Source organism: Phocaeicola sp. ICN-14070 (assembly GCF_037892625.1).
Taxonomy (GTDB): domain Bacteria; phylum Bacteroidota; class Bacteroidia; order Bacteroidales; family Bacteroidaceae; genus Phocaeicola; species Phocaeicola plebeius.
This window is the reverse complement of the sequence record NZ_JBBKBF010000011.1, coordinates 49,589-64,271: the sequence shown is the minus strand read 5'-3', so window position 1 is coordinate 64,271 and position 14,683 is coordinate 49,589. Positions and strand designations below refer to the sequence as shown.

9 protein-coding genes are annotated in these 14,683 nt (G+C 40.6%); 5 read left to right on the top strand and 4 right to left on the bottom strand.

The genetic code is table 11. The features are described 5' to 3' along the window. Positions 1–3: 3 nt before the first annotated feature. The 3 genes from WKT20_RS05360 to WKT20_RS05350 all read right to left on the bottom strand — a co-directional run bounded on the left by WKT20_RS05360 (position 4) and on the right by WKT20_RS05350 (position 3,365). Positions 4–843, bottom strand: coding sequence for a peptidylprolyl isomerase (locus tag WKT20_RS05360; RefSeq protein ID WP_118164075.1), 840 nt, complete (start codon positions 841–843; stop codon positions 4–6). Between the two features lie 67 nt (positions 844–910). Further along, complete coding sequence (locus WKT20_RS05355) at positions 911–1,552, bottom strand: HU family DNA-binding protein (protein ID WP_340416988.1); 642 nt, start codon at positions 1,550–1,552, stop codon at positions 911–913. Between the two features lie 220 nt (positions 1,553–1,772). Further along, entirely contained in the window at positions 1,773–3,365 is a 1,593-nt protein-coding gene (locus tag WKT20_RS05350) for a DUF6377 domain-containing protein (RefSeq protein WP_340416987.1), read from the bottom strand. A 178-nt stretch (positions 3,366–3,543) separates the two neighbouring features. On the opposite strand from WKT20_RS05350, the gene WKT20_RS05345 reads away from it, so the two are divergent. From WKT20_RS05345 to WKT20_RS05325, 5 genes are all read left to right on the top strand, one after another. Beyond that, positions 3,544–5,397 (top strand): glycoside hydrolase family 13 protein, encoded by a 1,854-nt coding sequence (locus tag WKT20_RS05345; protein WP_340416986.1) that lies wholly within the window; start codon positions 3,544–3,546, stop codon positions 5,395–5,397. Positions 5,398–5,575: 178 nt separating this feature from the next. Beyond that, positions 5,576–7,756, top strand: a complete 2,181-nt coding sequence (locus WKT20_RS05340) for a glycoside hydrolase family 97 protein (protein ID WP_340416985.1) — start codon at positions 5,576–5,578, stop codon at positions 7,754–7,756. 86 nt (positions 7,757–7,842) lie between these two features. Then, positions 7,843–10,860, top strand: a complete 3,018-nt coding sequence (locus WKT20_RS05335) for a SusC/RagA family TonB-linked outer membrane protein (RefSeq protein WP_445323263.1) — start codon at positions 7,843–7,845, stop codon at positions 10,858–10,860. A 22-nt stretch (positions 10,861–10,882) separates the two neighbouring features. After that, entirely contained in the window at positions 10,883–12,550 is a 1,668-nt protein-coding gene (gene susD, locus WKT20_RS05330; RefSeq protein ID WP_118243139.1) for a starch-binding outer membrane lipoprotein SusD, read from the top strand. Positions 12,551–12,570: 20 nt separating this feature from the next. After that, positions 12,571–13,734: a SusF/SusE family outer membrane protein gene (locus WKT20_RS05325; RefSeq protein WP_117671377.1), complete on the top strand. Its 1,164-nt coding sequence runs from the start codon at positions 12,571–12,573 to the stop codon at positions 13,732–13,734. 64 nt (positions 13,735–13,798) lie between these two features. On the opposite strand, the gene lptB is transcribed toward WKT20_RS05325, so the two are convergent. Continuing rightward, positions 13,799–14,617: an LPS export ABC transporter ATP-binding protein gene (gene lptB, locus WKT20_RS05320; RefSeq protein ID WP_117671379.1), complete on the bottom strand. Its 819-nt coding sequence runs from the start codon at positions 14,615–14,617 to the stop codon at positions 13,799–13,801. Between the last annotated feature and the right edge of the window lie 66 nt (positions 14,618–14,683).

Below are 14,683 nucleotides of genomic sequence, written 5' to 3'. Positions count from 1 at the left end.
AGATTATTCAATCACGGTTGCTTTCAGAATGCGCACGTCTGTTTCTGGACGGTCGGCACGGTTGGTCTTTACAGCCTGAATCTTGTCGATGACGTCCATACCTTCTGTCACCTCTCCAAATACGGTATACGCTCCGTCCAGATGAGGCGCACCTCCTACGGTAGTATAAGCTGCAATCTGTTCACGGCTGAACTTCAGGGCCGGTTCCTTGGCTACGATGCCACGTGCCTGTGCTTCCAGGCTGTCCTGCAATTCCAACAGGCCGTCGTTATCGCCGGCTTTGCGCATCTTGTAAATTTCTTTCATGTGCTTGCGAGCCAGTTCGTTGAACACTGTTTCCAAACGCGCATCGTTCAACTGGTTCTCCATGCTGATCATCTGTGCTTCAGAGAATTTGCGTCCGGTCACAATGTAGAACTGACATCCGGAAGACTCCTTGTTCGGATTCACTTCATCACCCAAGCGGGCAGCAGCCAGCGCACCTTTCTTGTGGAAGAATTTCGGGTTGAACTCAGCTGGCAGTGTGTAACCTACATCTCCGTTACCTAATGTAGTGGTATCGGTAGCTGTCTTGCTCTGTGGGTCGCCAGCTTGAATCATAAAGTTCTTGATTACGCGGTGGAAGAGCGTACTGTCGTAAGTACCCTCTTTCGCCAGTTTGATAAAATTGTCCCTATGCTTGGGAGTTTCATTATACAGTTTGACCGTGATGTTTCCCATGGTCGTTTCCAGACGTACAAGTGTTTCGTTTCCAGTTTCCATATCGGTTGTCTTTTTCTGACCGCCGCTGCATGCCATCAGGCAGCAGGCCATCAATGTGAATAAAATAGATAATTTTTTCATGTGAAGAAAGTTGGTTTTGCAAAGGTACAAAAAAACTCTTTATCTGCTGCTTTATAAAATGTTGCTCTCAGTCTTTTTCTTTAGCTGTGGCGGCTACATAGACTCTGTGTGTGCGTTGCCCCTTGGGAAGTATGCCTGTTTCAGGTGTTGTTCCCCACTTCTGAAGTTCTCTGGCCGCGGTAGTATGGCTCAAGCCGGTGAGGGCCATGTAGTCTGCCACCGTCATATACGGGTGTGTGGTCAGAAAATCCTGGGCCATTTTCAGCCGTTTCTCGCTGGAGTGGCGTGAAGTTTTCAGCCTGCTGGTGCCGCTTTCTCTCTCCAGCGTGCAGTGCCCTTCCGTCTTGCGAATCAGTTCTTTGTCAGCACGGAAGTTGATGTTGCGTATTTTGATGCTTCTGGCATTACGGCGGTTTTCTCCTTCCGGCTGTTCGGCCTCTTTCCCTTCCGTTATTCCTAACGAAGGAGTAAATGTGCCGATTTCATCGAGTTTGACCGAATATCCCCGGCTCATTTCGCGGGCCATGGCATCCCTCAGGGCCATAATCATGCCCCGGAGCTCTCCGGTGTTGTAGGTGGTGTGATGTGCAATGTCTTCAATCAGCTCTTCAGTAGAACATTGTCCCTTGATAATCATTCTCGGATAGAGGATGGTCTCGTTTTCGTTGTGCAGGTCTTTCATTTCCTGCATGGTGTAAGTAGCTGCCATTGGAATCAATAAATTTAAAGGGTTAGAACAATTCTTTTAAATACACTGAAGCATTCTCTGTTTCACAGTGCGGGATTTGTATTTCACAGTGTGAAATATGTATCCCACACTGTGGTTTTTGTATCCCACAGTGTGAAACAGAGAATTCTCTTTGGTGAAGGTAATTATATTTAAGGGGAAAAGCAAGAATTTGGTAGGGGAATCGGAAGAAATAATGTTGTTATAATCTCATCACCTCCTGCTCAAAGTTATCCTTATCACCTTTAGCCTTGTTACGGATTTTACTTCTATAGTTATATACCGTAGCTAATGAGTATCCCAAGAAATGAGCAATTCGGTTGGCGTCGGTTACACCCAGGCGAATCAAGGCGAAAATACGTAACTCAGTGTTTAAGATTTCTCCGGACTTAGGTTCAATTTTTCCATCTTCATTCAACAGGTTGTTGAAATCATGGATGAAGTTGGGGAATAGTTCCAAAAACGATTTATCAAACTCATTATAAAAGTTTTTACGTTCTTCACGCAGAAAGTCTGCCGAACGGATAGCTTTAAACAAATCTTCTATGCGGGAAGCCATCGCTAATTTCTCAAGTGAGCGTCTGTATTGTTCCAGTTTGTCCAGGTAGCTGACACAACGGTCCAGATAACGGGCGATGTACACTTCTTTGATTTTTCCAGTCTGCTGCAATTGCTGGTTGAGAGCTACCAGTTCTTTGTTGCTTTTTGAGAGATTCTTTCGCATGAGAGAAAGTTTTCTCAGTCCATGGTATAGGTAAAAGGCCAGTAGGATGAGATATACAGCCAATCCGGTAATGCTAAGAGTCAGGATTCTTCCTAACCGTTTTTCTTGCGCCTTTTTGTCGGAATAAGCTTTATCGATGATGGGATAGAATTCTGTGACCTCTAAAAAACGCAGGCGTGCATTACAGGCTACAGCGTCTTTCATGGAGCAGCTTACATAATTATAAGCCCTTTCCGGGTCACCTTGCTGGTACGCCATGCGAGCAAGTTTTTGAAGGGCCGCGTATTCGCGAACCGATGCATTGAGGTCAATGAGGGCTGTCTGAGCAAGGTAATAGATTTCCATGTCTGTGTCTTTCTTGGCTTCGTATGCTAATGAAAGAGTATAGTATGCGTATGCTTTTTCCTGCATGTCTAAAGGAGAAGTAAGCACTTTATTCAAGATGGGAATAGCCTGATCTGCCTGCCCGCTTAATATCATTTTTTCTGCCAATACAATGTTACGGTCGCTTCCTTGAGGAAGTATTTTCAACAGGGAGTCACGATACAGTTCCGTCTTTTTCAGATACGTTTGTTTTACGTGTAGATCTACTGTATTATCTGCCATCCATCCATAACAGGCTCTTATGGTGAAATAATAATATTCTAAATTGGGTGAAGACAGCTCATGAGGGTGAATTGTTTGTAATTCTGTCAATGCCTCATTGTACATGCCCATGACACCTCTTACTTCAGCCCGATTGATAGAGATTTCGATGTCTCTCTCCGGTTGAGGCTGGAGAGAGTTGTAGTATTCTTTACGACGAATATAGTGGAAGGCAGAATCAGCCTGATAATGCAGGTATAAATTGAAGAGTTCTCCACAGAGTTTATAACGCTCGGTATTGTCTGTGGCATAGTTCAGTCGTTGTTTGATTTGAGATATAACAGCTTCTCTGTCGTTTTTAAATTTCTCTTTTTGGGAAATTGCTTTATCTAATTGGTCTAAGATTCTTTGCTTGGAGTCTTGTGCGGAAATGAAGATGAACCAGCCTTCTGCAATAAACAATATAAGGAAAAGTATAGATCTCATAGTTTTAAAGTTGAATATCTGATGTTATATCATTTATATTTTAGTTGTTTTAAATTTTGTAAACTTGTTGTAAACCTTCTGTTTACTTCTTTTATATGTTTATATTTTATTTCCAAAGATAAGAAATCTTTTGTCATGAATCTACTTTTGCGTTGAAAAACATTTCAACCTCAATATCATGAAACATACATTAATTTTATTGATTGTGTTCCTTTTCTCGTGGGGAGGAGGACAGACTGCTCGGGCAATGGAAATAAAGAAAATGGCTCCTTCTTTCTGGTGGGCAGGAATGAAAAATCCAGAACTCCAGATTTTGTTGTATGGAGAGGATTTGGCTTTGTCGGATGTGAGTGTATCCGGCGAAGGAATTTATCTGAAAGAAACGGTTAGGCAGGACAATCCGAATTATTTGTTGCTCTACCTTGATTTATCGGAAGCAAAGGCACAGACTTTTCAAATCCTGTTGAAAAACGGAAAAAAGAAATTGCAGATTCCATACGAGCTGAAATCGCGTGTGCGGAGAGGAGAAGATGTAAAAGGTTTTACTTCAGAAGATGTTCTTTACCTGATTATGCCCGATCGTTTCGCCAACGGTAATCCTGAAAATGACGTGATAGACGGTATGCGTGAAAAGAAGATGGATCGTGCTGATTCGTTTGCACGCCATGGTGGTGATATTCAAGGTATATCAAATCATTTGGATTATATTGCCGATTTGGGAGTCACAGCAATCTGGCTGAATCCTACTCAGGAAAATGATATGGAAAGCGGTTCCTATCATGGATATGCCATTACAGACTATTATCAGATTGACAGACGGTTTGGAAGTAATGAAGCTTTCTGTGCATTGGTAGAGAAAGCGCATGAAAAGAATCTGAAAGTAGTGATGGATATGATTTTTAATCATTGCGGAAGCGAAAATTACCTGTTTAAAGACAAACCTTCCAAAGATTGGTTTAATTACCGTTCCAATTATGTTCAAACCTCATTTAAAACGGCCAGTGTAATGGATATTCACGCCAGTGCATACGAAAAAAAAATTGCCACTGACGGGTGGTTTACTTCTGTGATGCCTGATTTTAACCAGCGTAACCGCCATGTGGCACGTTATCTGCTACAAAGCAGTATCTGGTGGATTGAATATGCAGGAATCAATGGTATTCGTCAGGATACACATCCCTATGCGGATTTTGATTTTATGAGTCAATGGTGTAAAGAGGTGTTGGATGAATATCCTTATTTCAATATTGTAGGAGAAACCTGGTTGAACAGTAATGTGCTGGTTTCATATTGGCAAAAAGACAGTAAACTGGCTGCTCCGCAGAACTCTAACTTGCCTACGGTGATGGATTTTCCTTTGCAGGCTTTGATGAATCAGGCATTTGATGAAGAAACCGGTGAGTGGGGAGGAGGATTATATAAGCTTTATGATTATCAGACACAAGATCTGGTATATGCCAATCCGATGAATCTGCTGACTTTTTTAGATAACCATGATACTTCCCGCTTTGCACAGACAGATGAAATGGCGAAGAACCTGAAACGTTATAAACAGGCCATGGTCTTTCTGCTCACTACCAGAGGTATTCCGCAGATTTATTATGGTACGGAAATACTGATGACCGGTGATAAAGGTAAGGGTGATGGTGATTTGCGTAAGGATTTTCCGGGAGGCTGGCAAGGAGATACGCGCAACTGCTTTGTAGAAAATGGGCGAATGGCACTGGAAAATGAAGCATTTGAGTTTACCCGTCAATTGCTAAATTGGAGAAAAGGAAATCAGGTGATAGGTAAAGGTAGTCTGAAGCATTATTCTATTCAAAACGGAGTGTATGTATATCAGCGTGAGTTTAATGGTAAATCGGTGGTAGTTATCATGAACGGAACGGACGATTCAAAAGAACTAGACCTGACTCCTTATCAGGAAATTCTTCCAAGAGAAAATGCTTTCGACGTATTGACTGGAAAAAATGTGGATTTAAGTAAGAGACTTCGCTTGGATGGAAGAGAAAACCTCATTTTGAACTTCTAAAACGTTTCTATTTTTAAACCGTGTAAAACTGCTTAATCAGCTTATTATAAGATGATTATTGTTTCTTTTGATTTATATTTTCCTTTTTGTGAAAATAAGATGAGAAAGTGACGCATAATTTTGCTTTCAGTAATTGAAAAACATAAAATCTAATCAATATTAATACCACGAAGAACTTATGAATACAAGAAAAACTTTTGCCTTTGTAGCTTTGTGTTGTTGTGCATTGTGGGCTAATGCACAGAAATTAACTTCACCGGATGGAAATCTGGTAATGGACTTTAGCTTGAACCAAAAAGGTGCTCCTGTTTATGAGTTAACTTTTAAGAACAAGTCTGTGATAAAACCCAGTACATTGGGGGTGGAATTAAAACGGGAAGATCCGGAAAAAAGGATTGGCTTTGAATGGACGGAACGTAAAGATAAAGAACGTGTAGATGAGAAAATGAATCTGATGACCGGTTTTAAAGTCAGAGAAACACATACTTCTACTTTCGATGAAACCTGGCGTCCGGTATGGGGTGAAGAAAGTGAAATACGCAATCATTACAATGAACTGGAAGTGACACTTGATCAGCCGGAAAATGACCGTTACATAGTGATTCGTTTCCGCTTGTTTAATGATGGGCTGGGATTTCGCTATGAGTTTCCGCAGCAACCTAATTTGAATTATTTCGTAATTAAGGAAGAACATACTCAGTTTGCCATGACCGGTGACCATACGGCATTCTGGATTCCGGGAGATTATGACACGCAGGAATATGACTACACGACTTCACGACTCTCTGAGATTCGTGAGAAAATGAAAACGGCGGTGACGGAAAATTCTTCGCAGTTCGTGTTTTCACCTACGGGAGTACAGACGGCTTTGATGATGAAGACGGATGATGGCCTTTATATCAATCTGCATGAAGCCGCTTTGGTGGACTATGCTTGCATGAGCTTGAACTTGGATGATAAGAATATGATATTTGAATCATGGCTGACTCCGGATGCAAAAGGAGATAAAGGTTATATGCAAACTCCTTGCAACTCGCCTTGGCGTACCGTAATCGTGAGTGACGATGCCCGTAATATCTTGGCTTCACGTATTACCCTGAATTTGAATGAACCCTGCAAGATTGAAGATACTTCCTGGATTCATCCGGTAAAATACATTGGTGTCTGGTGGGATATGATTACCAACAAAGGAACTTGGGCTTATACTGATGAGTTGCCCAGTGTGAAGCTTGGGGTGACTGACTATTCACAGACAAAGCCGAATGGCAAGCACTCAGCCAATACAGCCAATGTGAAACGTTACATCGATTTTGCGGCAAAACATGGTTTTAATGCGGTACTCGTAGAAGGATGGAATCAGGGTTGGGAAGACTGGTTTGGCAAGAGCAAAGACTATGTGTTTGACTTTGTAACTCCTTATCCGGACTTTGATGTGCAGGAAATTCATCGTTATGCGGCAAGTAAAGGTATTGAAATGATGATGCATCATGAAACTTCAGCTTCTGTCCGTAATTACGAACGTCATTTGGATAAAGCATACCAGTTTATGGTGGACAATGGGTATAACTCAGTGAAGAGCGGCTATGTGGGTGACATTATTCCTCGTGGTGAACATCACTACGGACAGTGGATGGTAAACCACTATCTGTATGCCGTGAAGAAAGCTGCTGATTATAGAATCATGGTAAATGCTCATGAAGCTGTTCGCCCGACCGGATTGTGTCGTACTTATCCGAACCTGATTGGTAATGAGTCAGCACGTGGTACAGAATACGAGTCATTTGGCGGAAATAATGTGAACCATACGACTATTCTTCCGTTTACACGTTTGATTGGTGGTCCGATGGATTATACGCCGGGTATCTTTGAGCCGGATTGCAGCAAGATGAATCCGAATAACAAATCGCATGCACGTACTACCCTAGCACGTCAGCTGGCACTTTATGTTACAATGTATAGCCCATTGCAGATGGCTGCCGATGTGCCGGAAAACTACGAACGCTTTATGGATGCTTTCCAGTTCATTAAAGATGTGGCTGTCGACTGGGATGAAACGAAGTATTTGGAAGCAGAACCGGGTGAGTTTGTGACGATTGCCCGTCGTGCAAAAGGTACCACTGACTGGTATGTAGGATGTACAGCAGGATATAACGGCCATGAATCGAAGCTGACACTTGATTTCCTGGAACCGGGAAAGAAGTATGAAGCCGTGATTTATGCAGATGCCAAAGATGCAAGCTGGGATAAGAATCCGCAGGCTTATACTATCACTAAGAAGAAAGTAACGAACAAGACAAAGTTGAATTTGAAAGCAGCTGTGGGAGGTGGATATGCTATCTCAATTAAAGAAATTAAGTAACTAAGCGGGATAATAATAGGGTAACGATTGTAGTGGTTTTCAATAGGTATTAGTATAAAATTTACGGAATACTTTAATTTAATAATATGGAAATGAAGAGGAATGTAGTAAGTAGATTCCTGCTATTATGGGTAGTTGGAATGTTACTTTCCGTGCAAGTTTTTGCACAAGGACTTACCGTGAAAGGTGTAGTGAAAGATAATACTGGGATGGGCGTGATTGGAGCCAATATTCTGGTGAAAGGAACAACGAACGGAACCATTACGGATTTTGATGGTAATTTTACATTGGAAGCAAAAAAGGGAGATGTGATTGTCATTTCCTTTATCGGTTATAAAACTCAGGAACTTCCAGCTGCAGCTACAATGAATGTGACACTTCAGGATGATACGGAAGTATTGGATGATGTGGTGGTGATTGGTTATGGTTCGGTGAAGAAAAATGACGCTACCGGTTCTGTGACTGCCATCAAGCCGGATGAACTGAGTAAGGGTATTACTACCAATGCACAGGATATGTTGACTGGAAAGGTAGCTGGTGTGAGTGTGATTTCCAATGACGGTACTCCGGGTGGAGGTGCACAGATCCGTATTCGTGGAGGCTCATCTTTGAATGCCAGCAATGATCCGCTGATTGTAATTGATGGATTGGCTATTGATAATAACGGTATCAAGGGTATGTCAAACGGACTTTCTATGGTTAATCCGGAGGATATTGAAACATTTACAGTACTGAAAGATGCTTCGGCTACCGCAATTTATGGTTTCCGTGCTTCTAATGGTGTGATTATCATTACTACAAAGAAAGGAAAAAATGGGCAGGCCCCAAAGGTTAGTTATAATGGTTCGGTGTCGGTTTCTACCATACAGAAGCGATATGATGTATTGGATGGAGATGAATATCGTACCTACGCTCAACAGATTTTTGGAGATGAACTGCCGGCTTCTTTAGGCACAGCCAATACGGACTGGCAGGATGAAATTTTCCGTCCGGCTATAAGTACAGATCATCATGTGTCTATCAATGGTGGATTGAAGAATTTACCGTATCGTATTTCTTTGGGATACAATTATAATGATGGAATTGTAAAGACTTCTAATTTCCAGAGATTTACAGCTTCTGTTAATTTAGCTCCTTCTTTCTTTGATGATCATTTGAAAGTGAATATTACGGCCAAATATATGAATGGAAAAAACCGATATGCAGATACCGGGGCTGCTATTGGAGGGGCTTTATCTATGGATCCAACCCGCCCTGTATATGGGGATGATAGTATGTATGATGTATTTGGAGGTTATTACCAGAATGCACAAGCTACATCCGACTTTTCAGATCCAAATTGGAAATACACAGCCAACAAGAATACGGCACAGAATCCGGTGGCAGCATTGGAACAGAAGGATGACAGAGCTAATAGCAATGATTTTGTAGGAAACGTGGAAGTGGATTATAAATTTCATTTTTTACCAGACTTACGTTTGCATGCCAGTTTAGGTGGTGAATATGCAGATGGTACACAGACTACCGTTTATTCGCCTTATTCATTTGCCTATAACTATTATGGAAATAATACATCTACTTCAGAGTATAAGTATAATCTGTCTTATAACGTATATGCACAATATATTAAAACATTGGGTGCACACACAATTGATGTAATGGCAGGTGGTGAAGAACAGCATTTTCATCGCAATGGCTTTACTGTAGGTAACGGATGGGACAGTTATACAGATGAGATTCATGATGCTGTACTTAAAGAGCAGACAGCTTATGCTACTCGTAATACTTTGGTTTCTTATTTTGGGCGTTTGAATTATTCTTTACTGGATCGTTATTTAGTCACTTTTACCATGCGTTGGGATGGCTCATCTCGTTTTGCTGACGGAAACCGCTGGGGTACTTTCCCTTCTTTAGCATTGGCTTGGAAAATGAAAGAGGAGAATTTTCTGAAAGATGTAAATTTTTTATCAGATTTGAAACTTAGATTAGGATGGGGTATTACCGGACAACAGGATGTGACCTCTGATTTTGCTTATATGCCTTTGTATGTGGTAAGCGATGACTATGCGCAATATCCTTTTGGAGATACTTATTATCATACTTCACGTGCTAATGCCTTTAATACAGACCTGAAATGGGAACAGACCACAACTTATAATGCGGGATTGGATTTTGGATTCCTTAATGGACGTATTACGGGTAATGTAGATGGGTACTATCGTGAAACAAATGATTTGCTGAACAGTGTGAAGATTCCTGTTGGTACAAATTTCAATGCACAGATGTTACAGAATATTGGTTCTCTGAAAAATTATGGTGTAGAATTTGCCTTTAATGTGAAACCGGTTGTCACAAAAGACTTCATGTGGGATGTGACTTATAATTTTACGTGGAATCATAATGAAATTACCAAGCTGACAGGCGGTGATGATGCAGACTATTATGTAGAAACAGGAGATAAAATTTCCAGAGGTAATAATACGAAGGTGCAGGTTAATAAGGTAGGTTATCCAGCTAATTCATTCTATGTATATCAGCAGGTATATGATGAAAATGGAAACCCGATTGAAAATATGTATGTGGATCGTAACGGAGATGGCATTATAAATAGTTCAGATAAATATATTTATAAGAAACCGGCTGCGGATTTTATGATGGGATTAACTTCCAAGATGATTTATAAGAATTGGGATTTTAGTTTTTCTTTACGTAGTAGCTTGAATAATTATGTGTATTATGACTTCCTGGCAAATAAGGCAAATGTAAGCAGTTCAGGATTATTCTCTAATACGGCTTATTCAAATACAACTGCGGAGGCTATTGCGCTTGGTTTTACAGGAAAGGGAGAATATTATATGAGTGATTACTTTGTACGTAATGCTTCATTCTTGCGTTGTGATAATATTACGTTGGGTTATTCTTTTAAAGATTTGTTTAAAACTTCTGCTTATAAAGGTATCGGAGGACGTATATATGCAACAGCGCAGAATCCGTTTATTATTACTAAGTATGAAGGCTTGGATCCGGAAGTGAAAAGTGGAATTGATTCCAATCCTTATCCGCGTGCATTTACATTCCTGTTAGGAGTTAATTTACAATTCTAATTTTATGAAAACATTAAGATGTATGAAAGCTAATTATTTGAAACATATATTTTCAGCTGCATTGGTTGTGGCCGTTTCATTGGGAAATGTATCGTGTATCAATGATTTGGACATTAGTTCTATCGACCCGCAAAGTTCATCTAGTTTTGATCAGGATGCAGCTTTTGTTAAGCAATATGCATTGTTGGGATTGACAGGGCAGAAAGGTCTTGCTGGAACTCCGGATTTGGATGGACAGGATGAAGGCGAATCGGGCTTTTACCGTACTATTTTTAATTGTCAGGAATTGCCTACAGACGAATGTGTATGGGTGTGGCAAGATAATGTCGATATTCCTCAGTTTACTAATATAGCATGGAATTCTTCAAGTCAGCGTACGGAATGGGTTTATGTGCGATTAGGTTATGACATTACGCAAATGAATTTCTTCTTGGATCAGATTGCGGATAATACAGATGAAGAATCGGTACGTCAGCGTGCAGAGGTACGTTTCTTACGCGCTTTGCATTATGCTTATTTTCTGGATTTATTTGGTAAGGCTCCATTCAAAGAACATTTTGATAATGAGCTTCCGGTAGAAAAGGGTGGAAAAGATTTGTATGATTTTATTCAGAAAGAATTGGATGAATGTGTAGCCGATATGTACGAACCGGGGCAAGCTCCTTTTGGACGTGCTGATAAAGCTGCCAATTGGTTGTTGAGAGCACGAGTATATTTGAATGCAGAGGTTTATACAGGTACGGCTGATTTTGAAAATGCAAAGCTTTATGCTGATAAAGTCATTAACAGTGGATATTATGAATTGTGTGATGATTATAAATTGATGTTTATGGCTGATAATGATGAAAATCAGAAGGCCATGAAGGAAATTATTCTTCCGATTCGTCAGGATGGTATGAAAACTCGAAATTATGGAGGATCTACTTATTTGATTTGTGGCACACGTACGGGTGGAATGCCACATATGGGTACTACTAATGGATGGTCTTGCTTGATTGCAAGAAATGCGCTGGTATATAAATTTTTTGATGAAGATGAAGTGCCTATGATTCCTGAAAATGTAGAGGTACCAGGACAGAGTGATTTTGCAAATGATGAGGCTATTGATTCATGGGATGCTCAATATGGTGTACGGACGCAGGATATGATTGAGGCAGCTGGAGATGACCGGGCTATGTTTTATTCTGGAGCAGGTGGAGGAAAGAGAACGATGGATCCGAAATCCATTACTGGTTTTCAGAGTGGTTTGTCAATTGTGAAATGGCAAAATATCCGCTCAGATGGGGCTTCTACCAGTCATACAGAATATCCAGATACGGATATACCTTTGTTCCGTTTAGCAGAAGCTTATTTGACCCGTGCTGAAGCCAACTTCCGTCTGAATCAAAAAAGTTTAGCATGGGAGGATATTAAAACATTACGTGCGAAACGTGGTTGTACCAAACAACCTACATTGAATGAACTAACAGAGATGTATTTATTGGATGAATGGTCGCGTGAATTTTATTTGGAAGGCAGACGTCGTAGCGATTTGATACGTTTTGATTGTTTTACAACTGATAAGTATTTGTGGGACTGGAAAGGTGGCGTGAAAGAAGGAAAATCAGTAAGTGATATTTATAATGTATATCCTATTCCTGCTACAGATTTGAATAATAACAATAATATGCATCAAAATGAAGGGTATTAATTTATAAGAATTTTGGTAATATGAAAAAGATAATATTTCCCATTTTATCATTAATCGGATGTATACTTCCGTTATTAACAGCTTGTAATACGGATATAGAAGATAATCCGGTTTTGCATGAAGCTGAAACTTTTGTCCTTGAGACTCCAGAAGACAAACTTTATGATTTAGGAGAAGCTCAAGATACAGTCGTCCTGACATGCACACAGCCTGCTTATGGGTTTACTGCTGCTACTACCTATAGTGTGCAGGTTTCATTGGAGGAGACATTTGTTGATGAAGCTGAAGGGGTAGAGTCTAACTATAAGGTTCTGTCTACTACTTATACATCTTCTACGGTTTTATTGAAACCTGCGGAACTGAATGCTGCGATTGTAGAATTGTGGAAACAAGCTAATCCGGATGTGGAGAATTATATAGGCACCGTGAATCCAGTGTATATTCGTCTTACAGCAGTAATTACTGGTAGTGAATTGGGAAATTCAGTTTCCAATGTAATCAAAATTAATCAGATAAAACTTGGAGAAGTCGTTTCTACCTTAGCACCTCCAGAAGAAATGTATCTTGTAGGTTCAAGTATCGGTACGTCTTGGGGTACATGGAAACCAATGGTTAGTGTGAATGGCTTGGCTGGGGAATTCTGGAGTATGGTTTATTTTGACTCAGGTGCTGAATTTAAGTTTGGTAAGTTTGAACAAGACTGGAATGGTTATTCAAAGATTCATCAGTTTAATGATAATGCTGGAGCAGGCCTTTCTGACAGTGGTGATAATATTAAGGTGGATAAAGGAGGATGGTATATAGTATACTTGATTGCTGAAGTGAATGGAGATGATTATCAGTATACCATGAATTTTTATAGCCCCAATGTGTATGTGCTGGGAAATACGGTAGGTGATTGGAATTATAATGATGCTTATTTGTTCTCTGTCCCTGAAGATAAAAACGGTAGTTTTGTGTCTCCTGCTTTAACTGCTACGGGTGAAGTCCGCATGTGTATCAAAGCAGACACTGATTGGTGGCGACTTGAGTTTACATTGAAAGATGGTGAAACAATTTTCTATCGTGAAAATAATGCTGTAAATAATGGATGGACAGACTTAGGAGAAGAGTATTCTTTAGCAGCTAATCCTGGACAGACTATTTCATTGAATTTTACAGATGGAACCGGATCTCTTAATTAAATGTGATTGATAAAAAATAAGGAGTTTCTCAATTGTATGAATGAGAAACTCCTTATTTTTTATGTTACTCTTTAACTTCTTTCAGCTGGAAATCTTTTCTTCGCAGAACGAAACTGTTACTCAGGTATTTCTCGCGGACAATCTTGTTCTCGGCCAGTTCTTCCGGAGTTCCCTGGAAGAGGATTTTTCCTTCAAACAGCAGATAAGCACGGTCAGTGATGCTAAGTGTTTCCTGCACGTTATGGTCTGTAATCAGAATACCGATATTCTTGTCCTTCAGCTTCCAGACAATGTGCTGGATATCTTCCACGGCAATCGGGTCTACTCCGGCAAACGGTTCGTCAAGCATGATGAACTTGGGGTCAATCGCTAGACAGCGGGCAATTTCTGTACGGCGACGTTCGCCTCCGGAAAGTTGGTCCCCTAAGTTCTTGCGTACTTTCTGCAGACGGAACTCGGCAATCAGGCTTTCCAGTTTCTCTTTCTGGTATTCCGGTGATTTATTAGTCAATTCCAATACAGAAGCAATGTTATCTTCCACGCTCATTTTGCGGAATACGGAAGCCTCCTGTGCCAGGTAACCGATACCATTTTGGGCTCGTTTGTAAACAGGGTAGGAAGTTATGTCTTTATCATTTAGATAAATATGTCCTTCATTAGGGACAATCAATCCGGTAGTCATGTAGAAAGAGGTGGTCTTACCCGCACCGTTAGGGCCGAGCAGTCCTACAATTTCCCCCTGTTTCACATTGATGGAAACATGGCTCACCACTGTTCGTTTTCCGTATTTTTTGACCAGGTTCTCGGTTCGTAGCACCATTCTGCCGTCTGAAGGTAATTCAAACTTTTCGGTCGTAGATTCTTGATTTTCTTGTGCTGCCATTGTCCTTTTGTTAGCTGTTCAGTCGTGCAAAAGTAGTAAAAATCTTGGCTTCTGTGGTTCTTAATT

Bases quoted from the DNA above. Each gene is read 5' to 3' on its own strand.
- WKT20_RS05360 (WP_118164075.1), bottom strand. From the start codon at position 843: ATGAAAAAATTATCTATTTTATTCACATTGATGGCCTGCTGCCTGATG.
- WKT20_RS05355 (WP_340416988.1), bottom strand. From the start codon at position 1,552: ATGGCAGCTACTTACACCATGCAGGAAATGAAAGACCTGCACAACGAA.
- WKT20_RS05350 (WP_340416987.1), bottom strand. From the start codon at position 3,365: ATGAGATCTATACTTTTCCTTATATTGTTTATTGCAGAAGGCTGGTTC.
- WKT20_RS05345 (WP_340416986.1), top strand. From the start codon at position 3,544: ATGAAACATACATTAATTTTATTGATTGTGTTCCTTTTCTCGTGGGGA.
- WKT20_RS05340 (WP_340416985.1), top strand. From the start codon at position 5,576: ATGAATACAAGAAAAACTTTTGCCTTTGTAGCTTTGTGTTGTTGTGCA.
- WKT20_RS05335 (WP_445323263.1), top strand. From the start codon at position 7,843: ATGGAAATGAAGAGGAATGTAGTAAGTAGATTCCTGCTATTATGGGTA.
- susD (WP_118243139.1), top strand. From the start codon at position 10,883: ATGAAAGCTAATTATTTGAAACATATATTTTCAGCTGCATTGGTTGTG.
- WKT20_RS05325 (WP_117671377.1), top strand. From the start codon at position 12,571: ATGAAAAAGATAATATTTCCCATTTTATCATTAATCGGATGTATACTT.
- lptB (WP_117671379.1), bottom strand. From the start codon at position 14,617: ATGGCAGCACAAGAAAATCAAGAATCTACGACCGAAAAGTTTGAATTA.